Raw genomic sequence first — 26,763 nt, 5'->3', positions numbered from 1 at the left:
GCGCTGTCAGGAGATCGGCTGCGCCTGCAGGCGGGTGCGCAGGGTATGGCTTTCGCCCGGCGCCAGGAGGCGCGCGTCGCGTCCGGCGTTGGCGGTCTCGACGCACACGAAGTGGCGGTAGCCGTCGTCCGGCAGGTCGGCCAGGCGGGCCGACTTGGCGACCCACGGGTTCCACACCACGCTGCTGGCGGAGCCCGCGGCGCTGAGGGTGACGGTGCGTCCCCAGGCGGCGTCGTGCAGCGTGAGTGGGCCCTCGGGGTAGACGATGGCGTCGATCTCGCGCTCGAAGCGCAGCGGCTCGCTGCCGAAGCGCGACGGCTGTCCCTGCAGCTGGTCGAGGTAGCTGGCGCCGGCGAGGCCGGTGAGGGTGGCGCCGTCGATGTCGCCCAGCGCCAGATAGCTGTGCAGCGCGGCGGAGAGCGTGGCCGGCGCGCTGCCGTGGTTGCGGGTGGTCAGCGCCAGCTCGACGGCGTCGTCGAGGCGTAGCTCGAGGCTGGCCTCCAGCGCGTCGTGGAGTGGGCCGGCCAGCCGCACGCTGAAGCCGTCGGCGTCGCGCGACACCTGCTGCAACACCCACGGCTGCTGGCGCGCCACGCCGTGCGCCGGCGCGCCGGCGTCGTCGGGATGGGCGCCGAACCACGGCCAGCACAGCGGAATGCCGCCGCGGATCGCCTTGCCGGGCTGGAACACGGCGGCGGGCGACAGGTACAGCAGCGGCGGCTCGCCGTGGCGGGTGTAGTCGAGCAGCTGACCGCCCAACAGCGAGAGCCGGGCGTCGAAGCGGTCGTGGGCGAGGGTGAGCAGGGTGACGCCGGGAGCGAGCTCGCTCAGGCTGGCGCCGTCGGGCAGGGTGAGGGACATGGCGACTCCGGGGAAAAACGGGCGGGTACGATGGTAGCGTAGCGGCGGCGTAGCCGCAGCGCTACATCGCCCGCCTCTCCCCGGGGTGGGCTTAAAACCTGTTTACGATCTGCTGCGCTTCGGCGATACGGCGTTAAAACCGACTTCGGAATGCTCATTTATACCTTGTAAACTCCGCTTCCTCAGCCGTTTTTGCCTCGTCTCGCTCTAGCTCGCGAGATCGTAAACAGGTTCTTAGAACCGGTTCACGCTCTTTTGGCGGTGGCGGCCGAGCACCACCGGCCCCGCGCGGCCCGTGAAAAGAGCGTGTGCCGCTGCTTACTTCAGGCTGCCGGCGAGGAACTGCTGGAGGCGCTCGCTCTTGGGCTGGTTGAGCACCTCGCGCGGGTGCCCTTCCTCCTCCACCCGGCCCTGGTGCAGGAAGATCACGTGGTTGGACACCTCGCGTGCGAAGCCCATCTCGTGCGTCACCACCAGCATGGTGCGGCCTTCTTCGGCCAACGTCTGCATCACCTTCAGCACCTCGCCCACCAGCTCGGGGTCGAGCGCCGAGGTCGGCTCGTCGAACAGCATCACCTCCGGCTCCATCGCCAGCGCGCGCGCGATCGCCACGCGCTGCTGCTGCCCGCCCGACATGTGCGACGGGTACTTGCCCTCAACGCTCTCCGGCAGCCCGACCTTGGCCAGATACTTGCGCGCGCGCGCCTCGGCCTCGGCGCGGCTCACCCCGAGCACGTGCATCGGCGCCTCGATGATGTTCTCCAGCACCGTCATGTGGCCCCACAGGTTGAAGTGCTGGAACACCATGGCAAGCCGGGTGCGCATCTGCTGCAGCTGCCCGGCGTCGCTCACGCGCAGCGCCCCGGTCTTGTCCGGCGCGGTGCGGATCGCCTCGCCGTTGAGCGTGATGCTACCGGCGCAGGGCTGCTCGAGGAAGTTGATGCAGCGCAGGAAGGTGCTCTTGCCCGAACCCGAGGAGCCGATGATGCTGATCACGTCGCCGGCCTTGGCCTTGAGCGACACGCCCTTGAGCACTTCGTGGTTGCCGTACTTCTTGTGCAGGTCGTCCACGGTCAGTTTGTACATTTCAATCTCTCCCAATACGGCGAATCAATGCGCCTGTGGCTTGAGGAAGGCGAGCCAGCGCTGCTCGCCGCGGCGGAACAGCCAGACCAGCGCGAACACGATCACGGCGTACAGCGCGCCGGCGATGCCGAAGGCCTCGAACGAGGCGTAGGTGGCGGAGTTGACGTCGCGCGCCACCTTGAGGATGTCCGGCACCGTGGCGGTGAACGCCAGCGTGGTGGAATGCAGCATCAGGATCACCTCGTTGCTGTAGTACGGCAGCGCGCGGCGCAGCGCCGAGGGCAGGATGACGCGGCGGTACAGCGTGAAGCTCGACATGCCGTAGGCGCGCGCCGCCTCGATCTCGCCGTACGGCGTGGCGCGGATCGCGCCGGCGAAGATTTCCACGGTGTAGGCGCAGGTGTTGAGCGCGAACGCCAGCAGCGTGCAGTTGATGCCCTCGCGGAAGAAGGCGTCGAGCAAGGGCTGGGCGCGCACCGACTCGATGCTGTAGATGCCTGTGTAGAACACCAGCAGCTGGATGTAGAGCGGCGTGCCGCGGAACACGTAGGTGTAGAACCACACCGGGCCACGGATCAGCGGATTGGGCGACACGCGCGCCACCGCCAGCGGCACCGCCAGCACGAAGCCGATGCCGATCGACGCCACCAGCAGCCACAGGGTCATGGCGACCCCGGACAGGTGGTAGCCGTCGCTCCACAAATAGGCCTGCCAGTATTGCTGCAAAATCTCGTTCATAGTGCGGCCTTTCTGACGCCGACCGAGTAGCGCCGCTCCAGCCAGAGCAGGGCGCCGTTCGATACCGTGGTGATGGCGAGGTAGATCAGCCCGCCTACCACGCAGAAATAGAACAGTTGCATCGAGCTCTTGCCGGCGTCCTGGGTCGCCTTGACGATGTCGGACAGGCCGATGATGGACACCAGGGCGGTGGCCTTGATCATCACCTGCCAGTTGTTGCCGATGCCCGGCAGTGCGAAGCGCATCATCTGCGGGAACAGCACGCGGCGGAATACCTGCCACGGCTTCATGCCGTAGGCCACCGCCGCCTCGAGCTGGCCGCGCGGCACGGCCTGGAAGGCGCCGCGGAAGGTCTCGGTGAAATAGGCGCCGTAGATGAAGCCCAGCGTCACCACCCCGGCGAGGAAGGGGTCGATGTCGATCTGCTCGACGCCGGCCCACTCGGTGGCCTGGTTGAGCAGCATCTGCAGGCTGTAGAACAGCAGCAGCATGATCACCAGGTCGGGCACGCTGCGGATCAGCGTGGTGTAGCCGGTGGCAAGGCCGCGCAACAGGCGGCTGCCGGACAACTTGGAACTGGCGCCGACGAGTCCGATCAGCACCGACGCCAGCATCGACAACAGCGCCAGCTTGATCGTCATCCAGGTGCCGCTCGCAATCAGCGGGCCAAAGCCTTGCAGCAGCATGGCTTACTCCTTTACATGGTTAGCGATGGCGCGGCGGCCGCCGCCCATCCGCCATGGTGGTCATCACGCCGCAATGGCTCGACCCCGGTCAGGGGCGCCATCGCGCCCCTGACCGGGTCGATCGGCCCCGCCCGTGTGGGGCGGCGCCGCACTCGCAGCCGCGTGGAACCGCTCAGTGATAGATGTCGAAGGTGAAGTACTTCTTGGCCAGGCGCTGGTAGGTGCCGTCCTGGTGGATCGCGGCGAGTGCCTGGTTGATCTGCTGGCGCAGGTCGGCGTCGTCCTTGCGCAGGCCGATCGCGGTGCCGGTGCCGAGGATCTTGGCGTCGTTCACTTCCGGTCCGGCGAAGGCGAAGCCGTTACCGCGCGCGGTTCTCCAGGAAGCCGACGTCGGCCTGCACCGCGTCCTGCAGCGAGGCGTCGAGGCGGCCCGACACCAGGTCGGACAGCACCAGGTCCTGGTTCTGGTACGGCACCACGTTCACGCCCTTGGGCTCCCAGTGCGCCTTGGCGTAGGCTTCCTGGGTCGAGCCCTGCTCGACGCCGATGCGCTTGCCGCGCAGCGATTCCGGGGTCGGCTGCAGCGGCGCGCCCTTCTTGGCGATCATGCGCACCGGCGAGTTGTACATCTTGTCGGAGAAGGCGATCTGCTCGGCGCGCTTCTCGGTGACCGACAGCGCCGACAGGATGCCGTCGAACTTCTTGGCCTTGAGCGCCGGGATCATGCCGTCGAAGTCGTTCTCGACCCACACGCATTTGGCTTTCAGTTTCTCGCAGATGGCGTTGCCCAGGTCGACGTCGAAGCCGGTCAGCTTGCCGTCGGCGGCTTTCGATTCGAACGGGGCGTAACTGGCATCGACGCCGAAGCGAATGACCTTCCAGTCCTTGGCGAACACGCCGCTGGAGGCCAGGGCGAGGCAAACGGTGAGGGCGAGTTTCTTCATGGGCTATGTCTCCGTAGACAGCTGAGTGCAATGGGCCGAGGCGGGCGGCCAGGGCCGGGATAAGGCCATCCGGCGCGTGCCGCGCGGCTGGCCATCATGCCGCCACTCTTGCGTTGGATCGGCTAAATGTATAGACAAATCTAAGAGCGAAGCCGGCACGGCGCAATCGCTTTTTGCAGAGACCCTGCTCAGCGCCAGGAGAAAAAGTGGGGGGAACGCCGCCGCTGCAGGCCGCGGCTTGGCCGAAAAATTCAGACGGCATGGCGTTGGTATGTGTTGTTTATCCTTCTGTATCAAATGTTTGACGGCGTTTTGGCCATGGTGTGGCGAGTGCGGGCTCGCCGTGCCTGCCGCGGCGGCGAAAATCGCGCATCCCTTTGTGGCTTATCTACGACAGCGCGGCCCGGCGCGGCCACCGCGTCGGGTGAAATATTGTATAGACATAATCGGATTCGACCCGGGCGGCGCCGCGGGGCGGGACAACGTGGCCCGGAATCCGGTCGCAGAGGGTGACGGCCACCTTCGCGGGGCTTGACTTGGAGCGCGGCTGTGATTGAATGTATATACAACTATCGGAGCCTTTCGCCATGACCCGTCCCCTCTGCACGGTGACAGCCTGTGGATCAACGTCCGCCTGGCCACCCTCGACCCGCGCCACCCCGCGCCCTACGGCGCGCTGGACGCGCACGCCCTGCTGGTGCGCGACGGCCGCATCGCCGCCATCGTGCCGCAGGCCGGGATCGACCTGGCCGCCTTCGCCGGCGAGGTGATCGACGGCGCGGGGCGCTGGCTGACGCCGGGGTTGATCGACTGCCACACTCATCTCGTCTACGGCGGCAACCGCGCCGCCGAGTGGGAAAAGCGTCTCACCGGCGTGCCCTACCAGCAGATCGCCGCCGAGGGCGGCGGCATCGTCTCCACGGTGCGCGCCACGCGCGCGCTGGACGAGGAGGCGCTGGCCGCGCTGAGCCTGCCGCGCCTGAAGGCGCTGATGCAGGAGGGGGTGACCACGGTCGAGATCAAGTCGGGTTACGGCCTGACGCTGGCGGACGAGCTGAAGCAGCTCGGCGCGGCGCGCCGGCTGGCGGCGGGGCTGCCGGTGGAGGTGGCGCCGACCCTGCTGGCGGCGCACGCGGTGCCGCCGGAGTTCGCCGGCGACGCCGACGGCTACATCGAGCACGTGGTGGACGTGATCCTGCCGGCCGCGGCGCAACAAGGGTTGGCCGAAGCGGTGGACGTGTTCTGCGAGGGGGTGGGCTTCAGCCCGGCGCAGGCGCGGCGCGTGTTCGACGCCGCGCGGCAGCACGGTCTCAAGGTGAAGGGCCACGTCGAGCAGCTCTCCAATTTGCACGGCGCGGCGCTGGTGGCGGAATACCACGGGCTGTCGGCCGACCACATCGAATACCTCGACGACGCCGGGGTGGACGCGCTCAAGGCCGCCGGCACCGTCGCGGTGCTGCTGCCGGGTGCCTACTACTTCCTGCGCGAAACGCAGCAGCCGCCGGTGGCCAAGCTGCGCGCCGCCGGCGTGCCGATGGCAGTGTCCACCGACCTCAACCCCGGCACCAGCCCGTTCGCCTCGCTGCGGCTGGCGCTGAACCAGGCCTGCGTGCTGTTCGGCCTGACCCCGGAAGAGGCGCTCGCCGGCGCCACCCGCCACGCCGCGCAGGCGCTGGGGCGGGGCGCCACGCACGGCAGGTTGGCCGAAGGCTGCGTCGCCGACCTGCTGCTGTGGGACATCGAACACCCGGCCGAGATCGTCTACGGCCTCGGCACCAATCCGCTGCAACTGCGCGTGTTCCGCGGTGTAATCCAGCACGAATAGGGCCCAAGCGGCGGGTCGTCGCCCGCCTCCGGCCGCCTCAGGGCGGGTATTTCGTTGGTTCGTGGCGGCCGACGGGATGCCCGCCCTGAGCGTTTTCTGCCGGTCTTCCGGTGAGACCGGCACGGCGCGTCGCTCCGCACCAGGGTGGCGCAGCTACGCCAAACCCGCCGCACGGTGCGGGGCGCACGACGCCCGTTCTGCGCTTGCTGCGTCTCTCGATTCCCTTTCCGGATTCTCTGCGCCCCGCCGTAACCCGCGCCCCGTCTGGCTTGGCGGCGGATGGCGACGGGGGCTGTCGGGTTCCGGCAACATTTTTCGCCGAAATCGCGATTTTCCACTTGTATAGACAATATGATCTCGCTACACTGAGCTCACTTGTATAGACATTTGCCGATCGCAGAGAAAACCGGACGCTGACAGAGCGCCCCCTCTGCGATGGACAGCGACCCGTTTCATACCGCGCCTGCCGGAGCAGGCCATTAGGAGGAGTCCCTACCATGACTGACCCGCGCTTTGACGCTTCCCGTGTCATCCACGCCCCCCGCGGCAGCGAAAAGACCTGCAAGAGCTGGCTCACCGAAGCCGCCTACCGCATGATCCAGAACAACCTCGACCCGGAAGTGGCCGAGCACCCGCAGAGCCTGGTGGTGTACGGTGGTATCGGTCGCGCGGCGCGCAACTGGGAGTGCTACGACAAGATTCTGGAAGTGCTGCAGCGTCTGGAAGACGACGAAACCCTGCTGGTGCAGTCCGGCAAGCCGGTGGGCGTGTTCAAGACCCACGCCGACGCCCCGCGCGTGCTGATCGCCAACTCCAACCTAGTGCCGCACTGGGCCAACTGGGACCACTTCAACGAGCTGGATAAGAAGGGCCTGATGATGTACGGCCAGATGACCGCCGGCTCGTGGATCTACATCGGCTCGCAAGGCATCGTGCAGGGCACCTACGAGACCTTCTTCTCGGTCGCCAAGCAGCATTTCGACAACAACCCGAAAGGCCGCTGGATCCTCACCGGTGGTCTGGGTGGCATGGGCGGCGCCCAGCCCTGGCCGCCACCATGGCCGGCTTCAGCATGATCGCCGTCGAGTGCGACGAGACCCGCATCGACTTCCGCCTCAAGACCCGCTACGTCGACCGCAAGGCCACCACGCTGGATGAAGCGCTGGCCATCGTCGAAGACGCCAAGCAATCCGGCAAGGCCGTCTCGGTGGGCCTGCTGGGCAACGCCGCCGACGTGTTCGCCGAACTGGTGGAACGTGGCATCACCCCGGACGTGGTCACCGACCAGACTTCCGCGCACGACCCGATCAACGGCTACCTGCCGCAGGGCTGGACCATGGAGCAGTGGCGTGCCGCGCGTCAGAACGACCCGCAATCGATCGTGCTGCCGGCCAAGCAGACCATGGCCAAGCAGGTGCAGGCGATGCTGACGCTGCAAAGCCGCGGCGCCGCCACGCTGGACTACGGCAACAACATTCGCCAGATGGCGCTGGAAATGGGCGTCGAGAACGCCTTCGACTTCCCGGGCTTCGTGCCGGCCTACGTCCGTCCGCTGTTCTGCGAGGGCATCGGCCCGTTCCGCTGGGTGGCGCTGTCCGGCGACCCGGAAGACATCTACAAGACCGACGCCAAGGTCAAGGAACTGATCCCGGACGATCCGCACCTGCACAACTGGCTCGACATGGCGCGTGAGCGCATCAGCTTCCAGGGTCTGCCGGCGCGCATCTGCTGGGTCGGCCTGAAAGACCGCGCCCGCTTGGGCCTCGCCTTCAACGAAATGGTGAAGAACGGCGAGCTCAAGGCCCCGATCGTGATCGGCCGCGACCACCTCGATTCCGGCTCCGTCGCCAGCCCGAACCGCGAAACCGAAAGCATGCTGGACGGGTCTGATGCAGTATCCGACTGGCCGCTGCTCAACGCGCTGTTGAACACCGCCGGTGGCGCCACCTGGGTGTCGCTGCACCACGGCGGCGGCGTGGGCATGGGCTTCAGCCAGCACTCCGGCGTGGTAATCGTGTGCGACGGTACTGACGAAGCCGCCAAGCGCGTCGGCCGCGTGCTGCGTAACGACCCGGGTACTGGTGTAATGCGCCACGCTGACGCCGGCTACGACATCGCCAAGAACTGCGCCAAGGCGCAGGGCCTCGACCTGCCGATGTTGAAGTAAGCGTCACACACACAACCCTTCTGGCGGCGTTGCGCGGCCTTGCCGTACGACTTGTACTGTCTGCGGCCGCGCACCTAGCCAGAACCGCTACGCTGAGTTGTGTGCGCAACGCATTATGCTGAGACCGTAGGATGGGTGAAGGGCTGGCCCCTCACCCGTCACAATGATTGCCCCGTATCGATGGGTTGTGCCGCGAGCCACCCATCCTGCGAATGCACGCTGCGGCCGATACGGACCGCCACGGCAGACAAGACACAAGGAATACCCATGACCACCATCACCATCACCCCGGGCAAGCTGACGCTGGCCCAACTGCGCCTGATTGCCCGTGACGCTTCCGTGCAGCTGGCGCTGGACCCGGCCGCTCACGCCGCCATCGACGCCTCCGCCGCCACCGTGGCGCGCGTGCTGGCCGAGAACCGCACCGTGTACGGCATCAACACCGGCTTCGGCTTGCTGGCCAACACCAAGATCGCCCCGGAAGAACTGGAACTGCTGCAGCGCTCCATCGTGCTGTCGCACGCCGCCGGCATCGGCGAGCCGATGAAGGACAGCACCGTGCGCCTGGTCATGGCGCTCAAGATCAACTCGCTGGCGCGCGGCTTCTCCGGCATCCGCCGCCTGGTGCTGGAGGCGATGATCACCCTGTTCAACAAGGGCATCTACCCGGTGATCCCGCAGAAGGGTTCCGTCGGCGCCTCCGGCGACCTGGCTCCGCTGTCGCACATGAGCGCGGTGCTGATCGGCGAAGGCGAAGCCTTCGTGAACGGCCAGCGCGTGCACGGCCGCGAAGCGATGCACGCCGCCGGCCTGGACCCGATCACCCTGGCCCCGAAAGAAGGCCTGGCGCTGCTGAACGGTACCCAGGCGTCGACCGCCTTCGCGCTGGAAGGCCTGTTCGCCGCCGAAGACCTGTACGTTGCCGCCGCCGTGGCCGGTGCCATGTCGGTGGAAGCCGCGCAGGGCAGCCGCCGTCCGTTCGACGACCGCATCCACCAGGTGCGCGGTCACAAGGGCCAGATCGACGCCGCCCGCCAATACCGCGCACTGCTGGGTGATGCCAGCGACATCTCCCACTCGCACGAGAACTGCGGCAAGGTGCAGGACCCGTACTCCCTGCGCTGCCAGCCGCAGGTGATGGGCGCCTGCCTGACCCAGATCCGCCAGTCGTCCGAAGTGCTGCTGACCGAAGCCAACGCCGTGTCCGACAACCCGCTGGTGTTCGCCGACGACAACGACATCATCTCCGGCGGCAACTTCCACGCCGAGCCGGTGGCCTTCGCCGCCGACAACCTGGCGCTGGCCATCGCCGAGATCGGCTCGCTGTCCGAGCGCCGCATGGCGCTGTTGATCGACAGCAACCTGTCCAAGCTGCCGCCGTTCCTGGTCAACAACGGCGGGGTGAACTCCGGCTTCATGATCGCCCAGGTCACCTCGGCCGCGCTCGCTTCCGAGAACAAGTCGCTGGCGCACCCGGCCTCGGTGGACAGCCTGCCGACTTCGGCCAACCAGGAAGACCACGTGTCGATGGCCACCTTCGCCGGCCGTCGCCTGCGCGACATGGCCGACAACACCGCCGGCATCCTCGCGGTGGAACTGCTGGCGGCCTGCCAGGGCGTGGATTTCCGCGCGCCGAACAAGGCGGCTGAGCAACTGGAATCCGCCAAGGCGCTGCTGCGTGCCGAAGTGCCGTTCTACGACAAGGACCGTTACTTCGCACCGGACATCCAGAAGGCCGCCGCGCTGATCCAGCGTGCCGACTACAACCGCTTCGCCATCGACGGCCTGCTGCCGTCGCTGTAAGCCGTCTTTGATCTCATTCCTGTCTGGACCGTCTGGTTCGTTACATGGCCCCGCAAGGGGCCATTTTTTTGTTGGGGTGCTGATTCAGGCACCAAGCACGTCCGGGCTACTATCAAGGAGGGTATAAAAGCAGAAGGAATAATAAACGTTGCACAAGCCAATATCCCTTCAAAATCGTTCCGCCGCGCGTACCTGATTTGCCGTAAGCAGCGACCGGTTCCTGATAGAATTGAAGGCCTATCGTTCCTGCGCTTGCCGAAGACGTTTTTTTCCGACGAGTTGGGATTAAAAGCTTCGATTCTTCGAGAATACGGAAAACCGCACGGCCAAGATCTATCCGGTTTATTTGGGTCGTCGAATCAATCCGCACCAGCAAGCCTCGTTCTGGCTGCAGGGTGAGCAGCGTGCAATTTCCATCAGAAGTTTCAGCGATGGCGCATGGCTTGGATGAGTCACGGGGTGGTTCTCAGCCGCCCGGCCGCGCGATATGTCGGCAATGCCGGCCCACTGCTCCTCATTGAGTCAGCGACGGCGTATGTTGTGCACCACAAAAAGGTTAAATCAGGATACAAATCCGCTACCACGCACACACCCTAATGAATCGTTGGCAGGTCAAACCCGATCTTTTGAGACCTGTACGGGATTACCTGGGCCGCGCTCAATCCATCGAGAAAATACACGGAGGGGACGCAATTGAAGAAACCCTATTCCGCCATTTTGCCTTTCCTCCAAACCTGATTTGGCCAATCATCACCATCGTTGCAGTGCGATGAGGGGAAAATGCAAGATGTTTTCATAACCGACCACGGCGCTTGCCGGGTTGGCGAAGGCTATCTTAAAATTATTTTTGATTTTTGCTTCCCGAATCCCTTTTCTAAAAGCCTTCCAGATCCCACCAAACCACCGAATGAAAAGCGCCGACAAGCATCATCGCAATGGATCCATGCGCGACTCCCGCGCCACCATCATGGACGTGGCGCGCGACGCCGGAGTCTCCAAGACCAGTGTGTCCCGCTATCTGTCCGGCGAGTTCAAGGTCCTGTCGGACGACATCCGCCAGCGCATCGAGGCTTCGATCGCGCGCCTCGGCTACCGCCCGAGCCAGATGGCACGCGGGCTCAAGGGGGGCGCACGCGTCTGATCGGCCTGGTGGTGGCCGACGTGATGAACCCCTATTCGGTGGCCATCCTGCACGGCGCCGAAGCGGTGTGCCAGCAGCATGGCTACACGCTGATGCTGTGCAACACCGGCAACGACGAAGCGCGCGAGAAGCAGGCGCTCACCATGCTGCGCTCGTACGACGTCGAAGGGCTGATCGTGCACTCGCAGGGGCGCCCGAGCCGCTTCATGTACGACCTGCTGGAATCGAACCTGCCGGTGGTGCTGGTGGACCGGCGCGTGTCCGGCATCGAGGTGGACCTGGTCGGCCTCGACAACCGCCAGGCCTGCCGCGCCGCCACGGTGCATCTGATCGAGCGCGGCTTTACCGACATCCTGTACGTGACGCAGCCGATCCGCGCGGTCAGCTCGCGCGAGGAGCGTCATACCGCCTTCCTGGAGACGCTGGCGGCGCGGCCGGACTGCCGCGGCGAAACGCTCGAACTGACCGCATTGGAAGACGAAGCGGCGCTCGACCATGCGCTGGCCGCCTTCATGTCGCACGCGGGCACCCAGCGCAAGGCCCTGCTGGCCGCCAGCGGCGTCGTCACGCTGCAACTGGTGCTGGCACTGCGCCGGCTCGGCATCACGGTGCCGCAGCAGGTGGGCCTGCTCGGCTTTGACGAGCTCTCTTGGTCCAAGCTGGTCGAGCCCGGTATCAGCACGCTGGCGCAACCGACCGACGAGATCGGCTTTCAGGCCGCCACCCGCCTGCTCCAACGCATCGCCTCCCCCGGCCACGACCACCACGAACTGCTGCTGCCCGGCACGCTGATCGTGCGCGGCTCGACCTCCGCCTGACCCGGCGCGCGTTCCGCGCCGTCTCTCCCGTCCTTGTCGATGACCTGCCCTCGGCGGGGCGCCATCCATCACGATGGAACCGAGTCCATTTTGTGATGCAAAGGCCGTGTATTACGCGCAACACAGCCACTGTCATTTTTATCCAAGCGATAAAATTCTTGTTGTTTTGCGCAAGTCTGGTGCTATATTCGCCGTAACAAAATAACAGGAACGATGGCTCGCCTCGGCGCGCCATGTTTTTTCGCTGTTTATGGAACCGGTTCCATAAATCGGTCCGAGACAGCCGAATGAGCAAGAGGAAAACCCACATGCACGCAGTCAACGTGGTGACGTCCGCCTACGGCGCAAGCCTGGTGCAGACGCACGGCCAACAGCATTTCATCGCGCTCGCCGCTGCGGCCGGCGCCGCCGGCATCGAGATCCGGCGCGAGCTCTTCCCCACCTCACCGCCGCTGCTCGGCCCGCTTGCCGACGCGCTGGCCGCTTCGCATCTGGACGTGGTCTACTCCGTGCCACTGGAGCTGTTCGGCACGGACGGCCAGCTCGATCTGGCCCGCCTGGAGCTGGCACTCGCCGAAGCCGTCGAACTCGGCGCCAGCACGCTCAAGCTGCCGCTCGGCCACTACGGCGCCGTCTCCGATCTTGCCCCGCTCGCGCCGCGCCTGGCCGGCAGCCCGGTCCGCCTGCTGGTGGAAAACGACCAGACCCCCCACGGCGGCACGCTGGCACCGCTCGTGGCCTTCTTTACCGCCTGCCGTGCCGCTGGTGTGCCGGTCGGCATGACCTTCGACATCGGCAACTGGCACTGGACTGGCACCGACCCGCTGGCGGCGGCCGTGGCGCTCGCCCCTTACGTCGACTATCTCCACGGCAAGGGCGTCGAAGCACGCGGCGGCAAGCTGCACGCGGTGCCGCTATCCGAGAGCGATGCCGGCTGGCGCCGGTTGTTTGCGCACTTTCGCGCCGACATCCCGCGCGCGATCGAATTCCCGCTCAGCGGCGGCGACCTGGCCGCGCTCACCGCGCGTTATGTCGCGCTGCTCGCCGAGCCCCAAGCGCCAGACGCGGTCGACACGCTCGACGTGGTCACCTTCGGCGAGGCGATGGCGATGTTCGTGGCCGACGAGCCGGGCGAGCTGGCCGCGGTGGCACACTTCAGCCGTCGCCTGGCCGGGGCGGAGACCAACTTCTGCATCGGCATGGCGCGCCTCGGCTACCGGGTGGGCTGGGTGAGCCGGCTCGGCCAGGATGCGTTCGGTCGCTTTGTGCGCGCCACGCTGGCCGCGGAGGGGGTCGACTGCCGCTGCGTCGCCACCGACCCGCGCTACCCGACCGGTTTTCAGCTCAAGTCACGCTGCGTCGACGGTTCCGACCCCGTCGTCGAATATTTTCGCAAGGGCTCGGCCGCCAGCCGGCTGTCGCGTGCCGACTTCGACCCGGCCTATTTCTCCGCCGCACGCCATTTCCACTGCACCGGCGTGGCGCCGGCGCTGTCCGACGGCACCTGGCAATTCGCCCTGCACGCGCTCGATTTCATGCGTGGCGCCGGCAAGACCATCTCGTTCGACCCCAACCTGCGCCCGAGCCTGTGGCCATCCGAAGCCGAGATGATCCGCCGCATCAACGCGCTGGCGGCCAAGGCCGACTGGGTGCTGCCCGGTATCGCCGAAGGACGCCTGCTCACCGGCTGCCGCACCCCGGAGGACATCGCCGCCTTCTACCTCGTACAGGGCGCGCGCCTGGTAGTGATCAAGCTCGGTGCCGAGGGCGCCTACTACCGCAGCGCCTCCGAGCAGGGCTACGTCGCCGCTGTTCCGGTGGGCGAGGTGATCGACACGGTCGGCGCCGGCGACGGCTTTGCCGCCGGGGTGGTGAGCGCGCTGCTCGAAGGCCTGCCGCTCGCCGCCGCGGTGGTACGCGGCAATCGGGTCGGCGCCTTCGCGATCCAATCGGTCGGCGACATGGAAGGACTGCCCACGCGCGCCGAGCTCGAGGCGGCCAGCCCCGCCTGACCTGGACACGATTTCAACACACAAGAAAAACGGTTCGAGCCGTCATGTAGCACTACATAAATCATATAAAGGAGACAAACATGGAGTCGCGTACCGCCGCCAGCCGCCGCTGGTTATTCGTTCTGCCCATGGTGTTCATCACCTACAGCCCGGCCTACCTCGACCGCGCCAACTACGGCTTCGCCGCCGCCGCGCACATGTCGACCGACCTCAGCATCAGCAAGAGCATGGCCTCGCTGATCGGGGCGCTGTTCTTTCTCGGCTACTTTTTCTTCCAGATCCCGGCGGCGTATTACGCGCAGCAGCGCAACGTCAAGAAACTGATCTTCTGGAGCCTGATCCTGTGGGGCGGCTGCGCCACGCTCACCGGCATGGTGCACAACGCTTACTGGCTATTGGCGATCCGCTTCCTGCTCGGCGCGGTCGAGGCCGCGGTGATGCCGGCCATGCTGATTTACCTCAGCAACTGGTTCACCCGCGGCGAACGCTCGCGCGCCAACACGGTGCTGATCCTCGGCAACCCGGTGACCGTGCTGTGGATGTCGATCCTGTCCGGCTACCTGGTGCAGGCGTTCGGCTGGCGCCTGATGTTCATCATCGAAGGGCTGCCGGCGGTACTCTGGGCGGTGGTATGGGCGCTGACGGCAAAGGAACGCCCAGCGGATGCCAGCTGGCTCGACGAGCAGGAGAAAACCGCGCTCGCCGCCGCGCTGGCGCAGGAGCAGGTCGGGCTCAAGGCGGTGAAGAACTACCGCGAGGCGTTCCGCCAGCCCAAGGTGATCCTGCTGTGTCTGCAGTACTTCTGCTGGAGCATCGGCGTGTACGGCTTCGTGTTGTGGCTGCCGTCGATCCTGCGCGAAGCGTCCAAGCTCGACATGGTGGCCACCGGCTGGCTGTCGGCGCTGCCGTATCTTGCCGCGGTGCTGGCCATGCTGGCGGTCTCGCACTTCTCCGACAAGCTGCGCAACCGCAAGCTGTTCGTGTGGCCGCCGCTGCTGATCGGCGCGCTCGCCTTCCTTGGCTCCTACCTGGCCGGCAGTAGCCACCTGTGGCTCGCCTATGCGCTGCTGACCGTGGCGGGTGCGGCAATGTACGCTCCCTACGGCCCGTTCTTCGCCATCGTGCCGGAAATGCTGCCGAAGAACGTGGCCGGCGGCGCCATGGCGCTGATCAACAGCACCGGCGCGCTCGGCGGCTTCCTCGGCTCCTACCTGGTCGGCTACCTGAACAGCGCCACCGGCAGCCCGGACGCTTCCTACATCTTCATGGCGGGCTCGCTGTTCGTGTCCGCGCTGGTCACCCTGCTGGTGCGCCCCGAGGCGCAGCCGGACATCGTGGTGGCCGCCCGCCATGCCAACCCCTGAGACGGAATGCTTGCCATGAAAAAACGTGTAGTCGCCTACAAGAAACTGCCGCCGGCGCTGCTGGCGCGGTTGGCCGAACAGTTCGAGGTGGTCGGCTTCGACGGCGTCAACGATAGCAACCGCGCCGCCTTTGCCGAGGCGGTCGCCGGGGCGCACGGGCTGATCGGCTCCAGCGTCAGGATCGACGCGGCGCTGCTCGACCCGGCGCGCGAGCTCGAGGTGATCTCGACCATTTCGGTCGGCTACGACACCTTCGACGTTGACTACCTGACCCGGCGCGGCATCCTGCTCGCCAACACGCCGGACGTGCTGACCGAGACCACCGCCGACACCCTGTTCGCGCTGATCCTGGCGACGGCGCGGCGCGTGGTGGAGCTGGCCGAATTCGTCAAGGCCGGCCACTGGCAGCGTAGCATCGGCCCGGCGCATTTCGGCGTGGACGTGCACCACAAGACGCTCGGCCTGATCGGCCTCGGCCGCATCGGCCGGGCGGTGGCGCGGCGCGCAAACCTGGGCTTCGGCATGGACGTGGTCTATTACAGCCGCCACGCCGTGCCGGAGGCGGAAGCGGCCTACGGCGCGCGCCGCGTCGGGCTGAACGAGCTCTATGCCAGTGCCGACTTCGTGTGCGTGGTGCTGCCGCTGACGGCGGAAACGGACAAGCTGATCGACGCCGATGCCTTCGCGCGCATGCGTCCGGAAACCATCTTCATCAACGGCTCGCGCGGGCCCATCGTGGACGAGGCCGCGCTGATCCAGGCGCTCAAGAGCGGCGCCATCCACGGCGCCGGCCTCGACGTGTTCGAGCACGAACCGCTGCCGGCCGATTCGCCCTTGCTGCAGTTGCCGAATGTGGTGGCGCTGCCGCACATCGGCTCGGCCACGCACGAAACCCGCTTCGCCATGGCGGAGATGGCGGTCGATAATTTGATCGCCGGCCTGAATGGACAGCGCCCCCGGGCCGTGGTGAACCCGTCGTCCCGGCCCTTTGCCACCTTGGGGGAAGCCAGCTGATGGCCTTGAGCTGTTCTTAACCGGGTCTGCGCTTGTTTCGGGCGACGGTGAACCCGTTCCCAACGTCACATCCGCTCAAACCGGCGGCGGCCTGAAACCTTGGCGGCTCGCGCCATCAGGATGGGCGTGGTGCCGGTTCGGTTATGGCTGCCGGCAACCAAGCCGGCAGTCCGCTAGGTTAATGACATGGGTGCCTCTCCCGACGGCCGGTCCGGCCGGCTGCACCAACGACAACGGCTCCCGCGGGAGCCGTTTTTTGTTGCCTGCCCTCCGGGCGGTGTTTCAGTGTGCTGCCTCGACGTGTTCTTCCTTGAACATCTGGCGCAATTGCTCGCGCAGCTGCGGGCTATCCTGGTAACCGTGTACTGCGACCGCGTGCTGCACCGCGGCGCTCAACAGCTCGTCCTCGCTGTCCGCGGCGATCGACACGGTGCATTGCGGGGTACCCGGATGCTCCCGGCAGTCTATGAATTTCCTGGCCATGGTCCGTTCCTTTGCCCCTTGGGGACGTGCGCGTCATCCTGGTGGCGACACCCCTGCTGCTGCGAATTGATTTTCACCTGTTTGCACCTGATTTATAGCACTTTTCCCATCTTCTCCCGCCTCTGCTGCGTGTCGGGGTGGCCTTTGGGCGCAAAGAGGCGAATAGTGTAGATAAGCGGAGCGGGACGATCGTGTCTGGAGAAATCTGCGCAGGGAGTAGCCTACTATGAAAGAAAAGGATTCAGAGGCAGGAAAGGGGGAGCTTATGTCGAATGGCATGAATCCTGCGCTGCGCGGGGTAAGAGCCGTCATCCGTCGTCCCTGGGTGATCGTGGCCTTGGTGGTGCTGGCGTTGATCGCCGTCGCCGCCTACCTGATCTCCGAGGAAGTCACCAGTTCGCGTTGGCAGGCGCGCTTCCTGAGCGAACTGAACCATCGCCTCACCTTCAAACTCCAGCCCGGAGCGGCGCCCGCGCGCGAGCTGCGCTATCCCAAGACCGGCCCGTACGACCAGCTGCTGGGCTATACCGCGCTGCCGGGCTTCCTGCAGCGGCTGCAAGGCCAGGGCTATGTCGTGGAGCAGCAGGCGCGCATGTCGCTCAGCCAGCGCGAGCTGATCGACTTCGGGCTGTACCCGAGCTACCGCGAGAAGATGCAGGCCGGCCTCAACGTGTCCGACTGCAGCGGCGAGCCGCTGTTTGCGGCGCGCTACCCGGAACGCACCTACCACAGCTTCGAGTCCATTCCGCCGATCCTGATGCAGTCGCTGCTGTTCATCGAGAACCGCGAGCTGCTCGACGACCGCAACCCGACACGCAACCCGGCGGTGGACTGGGGACGCTTCTCCAAGGCGGTGATCGAGCGGGTGCAGAGCGTCTTCATGTCCGACGTCGATACCTCCGGTGGCAGCACGCTCGCCACCCAGATCGAGAAGTACCGTCATTCCGAGGGTGGGCGTACCGGCAGTCCCAAGGACAAGCTGCGGCAGATGGCTTCGGCCTCGGTGCGCGCCTACCGCAACGGCGAGGACACCACGGCCGAGCGCCGCCAGATCGCGCTGAACTACGTCAATACCGTGCCGCTCAGTGCCAAGAGCGGCTACGGCGCGGTCAACGGCCTGGGCGACGGGCTGTGGGCTTGGTACGGCCGCGACATGGCCGACGTCAACCGGCTGCTGGCCGGCGACACCACGGCGCCGCTGGCCGAGCGCGCGCTGGCCTACAAGCAGGCGCTGAGCCTGATGATCGCGCAGCGCCGCCCGTCGTATTACCTGAGCGGTTCGCCGCAGCCCTTGGAGGAGCTCACCGACAGCTACCTGCGCCTGCTCGCCTCGACCGGCGTGATCGCGCCGGCCTGGCGCGACGCGGCGCTGGCCCAGCCGCTCGCGCTGCGCGCGGGGGCGATCAGCGCGCCGCCGGTGTCGTTCCTCGAGCGCAAGGCCGCCAACGCCACGCGCACCCGCATCGCCGGCCTGCTCGGCTTGCCGCGCCTGTACGATCTGGACCACCTCGACCTGAGCGCCCAGAGCACGCTGGACCAGCCGCTGCAGCAGGTGGCGAGCACCACGCTGTACGGCCTGCGCGACCCGGACAAGGCGCGCGACGCCGGCCTGATCGCGCCGCGCCTGCTCGATACCGGCGACCCGGCCAAGGTCATCTACAGCTTCACGCTGTTCGAGCGCACGCCGGGGGTCAACCTGGTGCGGGTGCAGACCGACAACTACGACCAGCCTTTCGACATCAACCGCGGCACCAAGCTCGACCTGGGCTCCACCGCCAAGCTGCGCACCCTGGTGAGCTACCTGGAAATCGTCGCCGGGCTGCACCAGCGTTACGTCGGGATGAGCCCGGAGGAGTTGAAGAAAGTCCCGGTGGCGGAGCTCGACTTCATCACGCGCTGGGCGGTCGACTACCTGAAAACGGCGCAGGACCGCAGCCTCAAGGCGATGCTGGAAGCGGCGATGGAGCGCAAGTATTCGGCCAACCCTGGCGAGGCGTTCTTCACCGGCGGCGGCATCCACACCTTCGTCAACTTCAACCCGCTCGACAACTACCGCATCCTCACGGTGCGCGAGGGCCTGCGCAATTCGGTCAACCTGGTGTTTGTGCGCCTGATGCGCGACGTGGTGCGCCATTACATGTACCAGGTGCCGGGGTCCAGCACCATGCTGCTGTCCGATCCCAACGACCCGCGCCGCATGGCTTACCTGCAGCGCTTCGCCGACCGCGAGGGGAAGGTGTACCTGCACGGCTTCTGGCAGAAATACCACGGCAAGAGCCCGGCCGAGGCGGAGGAGCTGCTGGTGCAGGGCATCCGGCCGAGCCCGGTGCGGCTGGCGGTGATCTACCGCTCGCTGCATCCCGAGGCCGGGGTGGACGCCTTCCGCCGCTTCCTGACGACGCACCTGCCCAACTCGTCGCTGGACGACAAGGACATCGCCAAGCTCTACGCCAACTACGCGATCGATCGCTTCAACCTCAACGACCGCGGCTACCTGGCCCGGGTGCACCCGCTGGAACTGTGGCTGCTGGGCTACCCGGCGCGCGAGCCCAAGGCCACGCTGTCGCAGGCGCTCGCGGCGAGCCGCGAGCAGCGCCAGGAGGTGTACGGCTGGCTGTTCAAGTCGCACAACAAGGTCGGGCAGGACCGGCGTATCCGCCAGCTGCTGGAAGAAGACGCCTTCCGCGAGATCCACAAGGGCTGGAAACGGCTGGGCTATCCGTTCGATTCGCTGGTGCCGTCCTACGCCACCACGCTTGGCGCGTCGGCCGACCGGCCGGCGGCGCTGGCCGAACTGATGGGGGTGCTGGTGAACGATGGCGTCCGCCAGCCCAGCATCCTGATCGACCGCCTGCACTTCGCCGCCGACACCCCGTACGAAGTGGCGCTGGCGTACCGGCGCAGCCAGGGCGAACGGCTGCTGCCGGTGGAAGTGGCGCAGGTGGCGCGCGAGGCGCTGACCGAGGTGGTCGAGCAGGGCACCGCCGCCCGGCTCAAGGGCGCCTTCACCGCCCAGGACGGCACGCCGCTGCCGGTGGGCGGCAAGACCGGGACCGGCGACCACCGCTTCGACACCTTCGGCAGGGGCGGGGTGCTGTTGTCGTCGCGCGTGGTGAGCCGCTCGGGCACCTTCGTGTTCTTCATCGGCGACCGCTACTTCGGCACCCTGACCGCCTACGTGGAGGGACCGGAAGCTGCCAAGTACGGCTTCACCAGCGGCCTGCCGGTGCAGATCATGAAGGTGCTGGCGCCGACGCTGACCCGGCTCACCGGGCTCAACGTGCCGCTCGGTCAGTCGCCGGCCTGCCGCCACGCGCCGGCCTGAACGGAGCAAGGGCTGGCTAGCGGCGGGGCGTGGGGTTGCGGGAGATGGCCGGGCGCCGTGCGGGCAGCTATTCCATCGGCGCAGGACGCCGGCGCAGCGCCACGGCGCTCGTCACGGGCAAGCGGCGTTTAGCCGGCTTGTTTGGCTTGCTGGTATTTTTCCTCGGCATCGCGCAGGCACAGGTCCTTGCGGTATTGACTCATGTTGTCGCAATCCAGCTTGGTCGAAATGTAGATCTCGGTAGCCTGTTGCAGGCTGGTGGCGGGCTTGCCCTGTTCTTGCTGCGGCTGGGCCGGGCTGGCGGCCAGTGCCGGCCCGGCGAGCAGGGCGGCGGAGACGAGGGCGGCGGATGCATACCTGATCATGATCGGACTCCTTGTTGTTGTGACGGCCATCGGGCGCAAGACACGCCGTGACGCCAAGAGCGGCGGGCGGCGTAGACCATCCGGTGCCCCGAGAGCCATTCTCATTATTGACCCGATTTTCTGCCAAATCAGGGAGAGATTGTGAAGGAGACCTCTCATGCTGTCGCGCCAGCAGGCGGGTGCCTCGGAGAGGGGAAAACGGCCGCAGAGGGCGGCCGGGAAGGAGGCCGCAGGAGCCTGCGGCCGAGGTGAGCGTGTGTTCGGAACTCAGAACTCGGTGTGCAGCCCGATCACCAGTTCGCTGCTGGCGCGCTCGTCGGTACTGACCTTGCTGTGCAGGTACTCGGCGAGCAGCGCGGTGCGCTTGGACAGGTTGTAGCTGGTGCCCAGTACGAACTCGTTGCGCTTCTGGTCGGAAACGTACTTGTAATTGTCGGTGTGGGTGACCGAGAGGCGCAGCGCAAACCGGTCCGGCTTGTACTCGGCGTGCAGCGCCACGCTCTTCATGGCGGCCGGATCGGCCGGCACCACCAGGGAGGAGCCGGTCAGGGCGCCGGCGGTGGCCGACAGCGTGGCGTGGTTGTACTCCAGGCCCATGGTCAGCCCGTAGAACGGGGTCAGCTTGCCGGACATCACCCAGTCGGTGGCGTGGCCGACGGCGCTGTAGGCCCCGGCCGCGCCATTGACTAGGTCCTGGCGGCTGTAGCCGGCGTGCAGGCCGTAGTTGGCGCCCTCGAAGTTGCCCCCGAGCGCCCAGGCGTTGCCGGCCGCGCTGCCGTTGCCTTTTTCGCCGGCCGCCCAGCTGGCCGCGGCGTTGAAGTGGCCGAACTTCGGCGTTTCGTACTTGATCGCGCCCTTCTGGCCGCCGGCGTCGCCCAGCCCCAGTACGCCGCCGATGCCGCGGTCCGCGCCGTGGTCGCCAACGTCGTAGAAGTTGGCGCCGTAGTAGTTGTCGCCGTAGGCGTTGACGCCGTGGCCGAGCTTGACCGCGCCGAACGCGCCGGAGAGGCCGACGAAGGTGTCGCCGGAGGCGAAGGTGTCACCGGCCTGGCCGCCGTCCAGGTGCACGTTGTTGTTCATCTGCCAGATCGCCTTCATGCCGTCGCCCAGGTCCTCGCTGCCGACGAAGTCGATTTCCGAGCCGAAGTCCTTGACGCCGTTCACATACGTGCCGTCGACGTTGCTCTTGCGTTGCAGGCCGCCTTCCATTTTGCCGATGAGGCTGACGTCGGCGTACGCGGTGGCGGACAGACCGGCCAGTGCCACGATCAGGTAGTTCAGTTTCATGTCTCCATTCCCTCTCTGCTGGTGATAGACGGCGGTCGCCCTTCCTTACCGTGCAATGGGCAAGGGGGTGCCGCCGTTTTTTTGCTTGTGGTGATTCGGAGTGGCTAACAAAACCCGGTGCAACGACGCCAAGAGGGTTCTGTTAGCGGCCCTCAGTGGGCGGCCAGGGCGGCCGGTGTCACGTCGTGCCGGCTCAGCCGCGGCAGCGCGTCGCCCTCGGCGTCGAACACGTGCAGGCGCGGCGCCGGCAGCGCGAACGGCAGCGTGTCGCCGATGGCGGCCTGCTGCTCGCTCAGCTTGGCGATCAGCGGCGTGGCGCCGAGCGGGGTCTCGAGGTAGGCGTAGCTGTGTTCGCCCAGGTGCTCGAGGTGGATGACGCGGCCCTTGAGCGGGCCTTGGCCGACGGCGATGTGCTCGGGGCGGATGCCCAGCGTCACGCTGCTGCCGGCCGGGAGCGCGCTGGCGTCGGCGGCGGCGGGCAGGGTGATGCCGCCGGCGCTGCAGGCGAGACCATCGGCGCCGGCGTGTTGCAGCGTGGCGTCGATGAAGTTCATCGACGGCGAGCCGATGAAGCTGGCGACGAAGCGGTTGCGCGGATGGTGGTAGAGCTCGAGCGGATGACCGACCTGGGCGATGCTGGGCACGCCGTCCTTCCCGGCCAGGGGCTTGAGTAGCACGATCTTGTCGGCCAGCGTCATCGCTTCGGTCTGGTCGTGCGTGACGTAGATCATGCTGGCGCGGCCCAGGGAGCGGTGCAGGCGGGCGATCTCGACGCGTGTCTTGACGCGCAGCGAGGCGTCGAGGTTGGAGAGCGGCTCGTCGAACAGGAACACCTTGGGCTGGCGCACGATGGCGCGGCCGATCGCCACGCGCTGGCGCTGGCCGCCGGACAGCGCGCCCGGCTTGCGCTCGAGCAGCGCGGCCAGGTGCAGCGATTCGGCCGCGGCGCGCACGCGGCGGTCGATCTCTGCCGGGCCGAGCTTGAGGTGGCGCAGGCCGAAGGCCATGTTGTCGTACACCGTCATGTGCGGGTAGAGCGCGTAGCTCTGGAACACCATGGCGACGTCGCGCTTGGCCGGCGCCAGGTCGTTGACGCGCACGCCGTCGATGTGGATGTTGCCGGCGCTGGTGTCTTCCAGCCCGGCGATCAGGCGCAGCAGGGTGGACTTGCCGCAGCCGGAGGGGCCGATGAAGACGCAGAACTCGCCGGCTTCCACGGTCAGCTGGATGTCGGCCAGGATAGGGGTGTCGCCGAAGCGTTTCTGGACATTATCGAGACGAATCTGGCACATCATGCTTCTCCTGCAGAGAGACGGAGGAAGGCGGCGGAAAGCGGCGGCAAGGTCAATTCCGTGCCCGCGAGGTCGGCGTCGAAGCCGTTGCCAGCGAGCAACTGGGCGTGGCCGGCCAGCGGCAGCGTGGCGGGGCGGTCAGACAGGTTGAACACGCACTGGATGCGGTCGCCGTCGAGTTCGCGCACCAGGGCCAGAACCTGCTCATGCGGCGCCAGCAGCGTCATGCTGCCAAGCCGCAGCGCCGGATACGCGCGGCGCCATTCGATCAGATGACGGTAAAACGCCAGCGTCGAGTCAGCACGGGCTTCTTGATGGGCCACCGTGCGTTCGAGGTGCTGCGGCGACACCGGCAGCCACGGCGTGCCGTTGCTGAAACCGCCCTGGGCGCTGCTGTCCCACACCATCGGGGTGCGGCAGCCGTCGCGCCCCTTGTACTCGGGCCACATGGTCTTGCCGTACGGGTCCTGCAGCAGTTCGAACGGCACCTCGGCTTCGGCCAGCGCCAGTTCCTCGCCCTGGTACAGGCACAGCGCGCCGGGCAGCGCCAGCAGGAACGCCAGCAGCAGCTTGGCGCGCGCCTCGGGACTGCCACCCAGCGCCTGCCAGCGGCTGGCGATGCGCGGCACGTCGTGGTTGCCGAGCGACCAGCAGGCGTACGCGTCGCCGGCTTCGCGCAGGTAGTCGGCCAGCACGCCGTGCAGGTACGGCGCGGCGCAGTGCTCGGTGAGCAGGGTGAACACGTACGCCATGTGGAGGTGCTCGTCGCCCCGGGTGTAGGCGGCCAGCGTCGGGTATTGCAGGTCGTCGCCGATCTCGCCGACGGTGACCGCGCCCGGGTACTGGTCGATCAGCTGGCGCAGCCGCGCCAGGAACAGCAGGTTCTCCGGCTGGGTCTTGTCGTAGAGGTGGCGCTGGTGGGTGTAGGGGTTGCTGCGCGGCGCACCCGGGCTGTCCATCTCGGCCGGACGCGGCGGGTTGTTGCGCAGCTGCGCGTCGTGGGTGCCGAAGTTGATCGCGTCGAGGCGGAAGCCGTCCACGCCGCGCTCCAGCCAGAAGCGCGCCACGTCGAGCAGCGCGTCCTGCACCGCGGGGTTGTGGAAGTTGAGGTCGGGCTGGCTGGCCAGGAAGTTGTGCAGGTAGTACTGCTCGCGCCGGGTGTCCCACTGCCAGGACGAGCCGCCGAACACGCTCAGCCAGTTGTTGGGCGGCGTGCCATCGGCTTGGGCGTCGGCCCACACGTACCAGTCGGCGCGCGTGTTGTCGCGGTTGGCGCGGCTCTCGACGAACCACGGATGCTGGTCCGAGGTGTGGCTCAGCACCAGGTCGATCAGCACCTTGAGGCCCAGTTCGTGGGCGCGGGCCACCAGCGCGTCGAAGTCGGCCAGGGTGCCGAACATCGGGTCGACGTCGCAGTAGTCGGCCACGTCGTAGCCGAAGTCGGCCATCGGGCTCTTGAAGAACGGCGAGATCCAGATCGCCTCGGCGCCCAGGCCGGCGATGTGCGGCAGGCGGCGGGTGATGCCCGGCAGATCGCCGATGCCGTCGCCGTTGCTGTCCTGGAAGCTGCGCGGATAAACCTGATAGATGACGGCACCGCGCCACCAGTTTGGATTGTGCTGTTGCATGATGTATTACCCCTTGACTGCGCCGGCGGTGAGGCCGGAGACGATCTGGCGCTGGCACAGCAGTACCAGCAGGATCAATGGAACGGTCACGATCACCGAGGCGGCCATGATGGTGCCCCACGGTAGTTCGAAGCTGCTGCCGCCCGAGATCATCGAGATGGCCACCGGCACGGTGCGCTGCTCGGGCGAGATGGTGAAGGTGAGCGCGAACAGGAACTCGTTCCAGGCGCCGATGAAGGCCAGCAGCGAGGTGGCGGCCAACGCCGGCAACAACAGCGGCAGGAAGATGCGGAAGATCAGCGTGAACACGCCGACCCCGTCCATCAGCGCCGCCTCTTCCAGCTCCTTGGGCAGCTCGCGCATGAAGGTGACCAGCACCCAGATGGTGAACGGCAACGTGAAGATCAGGTCGGTCAGCACCAGCGCGCCCAGGCGGTCGTACAGACCGAGCGCGCGCACCAGTTCGAACAGGCCGGACAGGATGGCCACCTGCGGAAACATCGACACGCCGAGGATGGTCATCATCAGCACGCCGCGGCCGCGAAACGACACCCGGCCGAGTGCGTACGCGGCCAGCACCGAGACGCCGAGCGACAGCAGCACCGCGCCGCCCGATACCAGCACCGAGTTGAGCAGGTAGGCGCCGAACGGCTGGTCCCGGAACAGGCTGGCGTAGTTGCTGAACGACGGGTGCGCCGGCCACAGCGAGGTCGAGAACAGCTCGTTGCCGCGCTTGAGCGACGAGCTGATGGTGTAGAAGAACGGGAACAGGCTGATCACCATCACCAGCGCCACCGCGACGTAATACAGCAGGGTCTCTACCGGATGCTTTTTCATCTCATACTCCTTGCATGCGGCGGCGGGTGAAGGCCATGTAGCCGGCGGTGAACAGCACGATCACCAGGAACAGCACGGTGGCCGAGGCCGAGCCGAAGCCGACCTGCTGGAAGTCCACCAGCTGTTCGCGCACGTACACCGACATGCTCTTGGTCAGGCGGCTGTTCGAGGTCATCACGTAGATCAGGTCGAACACGCGCAGCGCATCGAGCGCGCGGAACACCATGGCCACCAGCACGGCGGGCAGGATCAGGGGCAGCGTGATGTGGCTGAACACCCGGAGCCGCGGCACGCCGTCGACGCGCGCGGCCTCGTAGCAGTCGGAGGGCACCATCTGCAGCGCGGCCAGCATCAGCAGCGCCATGAAGGGCGTGGTCTTCCACACGTCGACCAGGATGATGGTGAAAAACGTCAGGTCCGGATCGGCGATGAAGGCCAGCGGATGGTCGATCAGGCCGAGGCTTTGCAGCAGCACGTTGATCACGCCGTACTGGTCGTTGAGCATCCAGCTCCACATCTTGGCCGACACGATGGTCGGGATCGCCCACGGCACCAGTACGGCGGCGCGCAGCAGGGTGCGTACGCGCGACGGCGTGTTGAGCAGCAGCGCCACGCTAAGCCCGAGCAGGGTTTCCAGCGTGACCGATATCACGGAGAAGCGCAGCGTGTTGGCCACCGCGCTCCACCACGCGGCATCGCGCAGCACGCCGTTCTCGCCGATATAGTTGTCCAGCCCGACGAACTGCAGCTGCGTCAGGTCGCCCAACTGCGCATTGGTCAGGCTGAACCAGATGGTGCGCAGCAGCGGCCAGCCGGCGATGGCCAGCAGCACCACCAGCGCCGGCGCCACCAGCAGCCAGGCCGTGCGCTGGCGCGAGCGCTGCAGCGAGGACTCGGCGGACGACGGACGCGCGGGGGCCGCCGAGGTCAGGGTTTGACTCGTCATGGAAGACTCTCCAGGGTGATTCCAATGCGCCTGAGAAACGCTAACGTTGTCGGCATGCGTTGTGCGGACTGCGTGCGAATCTATCGTTGGGCAAATCAAGGATTTGCACGCAGAGATTCGCTCAGCGAGCCTGGCCGTACC

The 26,763-nt window shown here is 66.7% G+C and carries 19 protein-coding genes and 2 pseudogenes; 9 read left to right on the top strand and 12 right to left on the bottom strand.

Annotated features, from left to right (window positions below; all coding sequences use genetic code 11):
* Positions 1-6: 6 nt before the first annotated feature.
* The 5 genes and pseudogenes from ABKF58_RS05480 to ABKF58_RS05460 all read right to left on the bottom strand — a co-directional run bounded on the left by ABKF58_RS05480 (position 7) and on the right by ABKF58_RS05460 (position 4,315).
* Complete coding sequence (locus ABKF58_RS05480) at positions 7-861, bottom strand: D-hexose-6-phosphate mutarotase (RefSeq protein ID WP_482583714.1); 855 nt, start codon at positions 859-861, stop codon at positions 7-9.
* Between the two features lie 318 nt (positions 862-1,179).
* Positions 1,180-1,947, bottom strand: a complete 768-nt coding sequence (locus ABKF58_RS05475; protein WP_482583713.1) for an ABC transporter ATP-binding protein — start codon at positions 1,945-1,947, stop codon at positions 1,180-1,182.
* A gap of 24 nt (positions 1,948-1,971) precedes the next feature.
* Positions 1,972-2,685, bottom strand: a complete 714-nt coding sequence (locus tag ABKF58_RS05470; RefSeq protein ID WP_008955450.1) for an ABC transporter permease — start codon at positions 2,683-2,685, stop codon at positions 1,972-1,974.
* Positions 2,682-3,371 (bottom strand): ABC transporter permease, encoded by a 690-nt coding sequence (locus tag ABKF58_RS05465; RefSeq protein WP_008955451.1) that lies wholly within the window; start codon positions 3,369-3,371, stop codon positions 2,682-2,684. The genes ABKF58_RS05470 and ABKF58_RS05465 overlap by 4 nt, the downstream gene beginning before the upstream one ends.
* A gap of 172 nt (positions 3,372-3,543) precedes the next feature.
* A pseudogene (locus ABKF58_RS05460) lies at positions 3,544-4,315 on the bottom strand (ABC transporter substrate-binding protein).
* A 553-nt stretch (positions 4,316-4,868) separates the two neighbouring features.
* Between ABKF58_RS05460 and hutI the strand changes: the two are divergent.
* From hutI to ABKF58_RS05420, 8 genes and pseudogenes are all read left to right on the top strand, one after another.
* A complete protein-coding gene (gene hutI / locus ABKF58_RS05455; protein WP_482583712.1) occupies positions 4,869-6,140 on the top strand; it encodes an imidazolonepropionase in 1,272 nt (423 codons plus the stop codon).
* A 497-nt stretch (positions 6,141-6,637) separates the two neighbouring features.
* A pseudogene (hutU, locus tag ABKF58_RS05450) lies at positions 6,638-8,307 on the top strand (urocanate hydratase).
* A 267-nt stretch (positions 8,308-8,574) separates the two neighbouring features.
* Positions 8,575-10,110: a histidine ammonia-lyase gene (gene hutH / locus ABKF58_RS05445; RefSeq protein ID WP_008955455.1), complete on the top strand. Its 1,536-nt coding sequence runs from the start codon at positions 8,575-8,577 to the stop codon at positions 10,108-10,110.
* A 943-nt stretch (positions 10,111-11,053) separates the two neighbouring features.
* Positions 11,054-11,251, top strand: coding sequence for a LacI family DNA-binding transcriptional regulator (locus ABKF58_RS05440; RefSeq protein ID WP_482583710.1), 198 nt, complete (start codon positions 11,054-11,056; stop codon positions 11,249-11,251).
* 23 nt (positions 11,252-11,274) lie between these two features.
* Positions 11,275-12,069, top strand: a complete 795-nt coding sequence (locus tag ABKF58_RS05435; protein WP_482583709.1) for a substrate-binding domain-containing protein — start codon at positions 11,275-11,277, stop codon at positions 12,067-12,069.
* Between the two features lie 308 nt (positions 12,070-12,377).
* Positions 12,378-14,081, top strand: coding sequence for a PfkB family carbohydrate kinase (locus ABKF58_RS05430; RefSeq protein ID WP_482583708.1), 1,704 nt, complete (start codon positions 12,378-12,380; stop codon positions 14,079-14,081).
* 80 nt (positions 14,082-14,161) lie between these two features.
* The gene (locus tag ABKF58_RS05425; RefSeq protein WP_482583707.1) at positions 14,162-15,445 is read left to right on the top strand and encodes an MFS transporter; all 1,284 of its coding nucleotides are present in this window, start codon (positions 14,162-14,164) and stop codon (positions 15,443-15,445) included.
* A 15-nt stretch (positions 15,446-15,460) separates the two neighbouring features.
* Entirely contained in the window at positions 15,461-16,459 is a 999-nt protein-coding gene (locus tag ABKF58_RS05420) for a 2-hydroxyacid dehydrogenase (RefSeq protein ID WP_482583705.1), read from the top strand.
* A gap of 282 nt (positions 16,460-16,741) precedes the next feature.
* Here the strand turns inward: ABKF58_RS05420 and ABKF58_RS05415 are convergent, their stop codons facing one another.
* Positions 16,742-16,942, bottom strand: a complete 201-nt coding sequence (locus tag ABKF58_RS05415) for a DUF1059 domain-containing protein (protein WP_482583704.1) — start codon at positions 16,940-16,942, stop codon at positions 16,742-16,744.
* A gap of 265 nt (positions 16,943-17,207) precedes the next feature.
* Here ABKF58_RS05415 and ABKF58_RS05410 point away from each other — a divergent pair, with 265 nt between their 5' ends.
* Complete coding sequence (locus ABKF58_RS05410) at positions 17,208-20,267, top strand: transglycosylase domain-containing protein (protein WP_482583703.1); 3,060 nt, start codon at positions 17,208-17,210, stop codon at positions 20,265-20,267.
* A gap of 128 nt (positions 20,268-20,395) precedes the next feature.
* On the opposite strand, the gene ABKF58_RS05405 is transcribed toward ABKF58_RS05410, so the two are convergent.
* The 6 genes from ABKF58_RS05405 to ABKF58_RS05380 form a co-directional block, all read right to left on the bottom strand.
* Positions 20,396-20,632, bottom strand: a complete 237-nt coding sequence (locus tag ABKF58_RS05405) for a hypothetical protein (protein WP_294867865.1) — start codon at positions 20,630-20,632, stop codon at positions 20,396-20,398.
* Between the two features lie 267 nt (positions 20,633-20,899).
* Positions 20,900-21,919: a porin gene (locus ABKF58_RS05400; protein WP_482583702.1), complete on the bottom strand. Its 1,020-nt coding sequence runs from the start codon at positions 21,917-21,919 to the stop codon at positions 20,900-20,902.
* 152 nt (positions 21,920-22,071) lie between these two features.
* A complete protein-coding gene (locus tag ABKF58_RS05395; protein ID WP_482584331.1) occupies positions 22,072-23,211 on the bottom strand; it encodes an ABC transporter ATP-binding protein in 1,140 nt (379 codons plus the stop codon).
* Positions 23,211-24,839, bottom strand: a complete 1,629-nt coding sequence (locus tag ABKF58_RS05390; RefSeq protein ID WP_482583701.1) for an alpha-glucosidase family protein — start codon at positions 24,837-24,839, stop codon at positions 23,211-23,213. Before ABKF58_RS05390 ends, ABKF58_RS05395 begins: the two co-directional genes overlap by 1 nt.
* A 6-nt stretch (positions 24,840-24,845) precedes the next feature.
* Complete coding sequence (locus tag ABKF58_RS05385; RefSeq protein WP_008955467.1) at positions 24,846-25,676, bottom strand: carbohydrate ABC transporter permease; 831 nt, start codon at positions 25,674-25,676, stop codon at positions 24,846-24,848.
* Between the two features lies 1 nt (position 25,677).
* The gene (locus tag ABKF58_RS05380; protein ID WP_482583699.1) at positions 25,678-26,622 is read right to left on the bottom strand and encodes a carbohydrate ABC transporter permease; all 945 of its coding nucleotides are present in this window, start codon (positions 26,620-26,622) and stop codon (positions 25,678-25,680) included.
* Positions 26,623-26,763 lie beyond the last annotated feature (141 nt).

It is taken from the genome of Pseudogulbenkiania sp. AW2-16, assembly GCF_056824575.1.
This window is presented reverse-complemented; position numbering and strand designations above follow the sequence as displayed.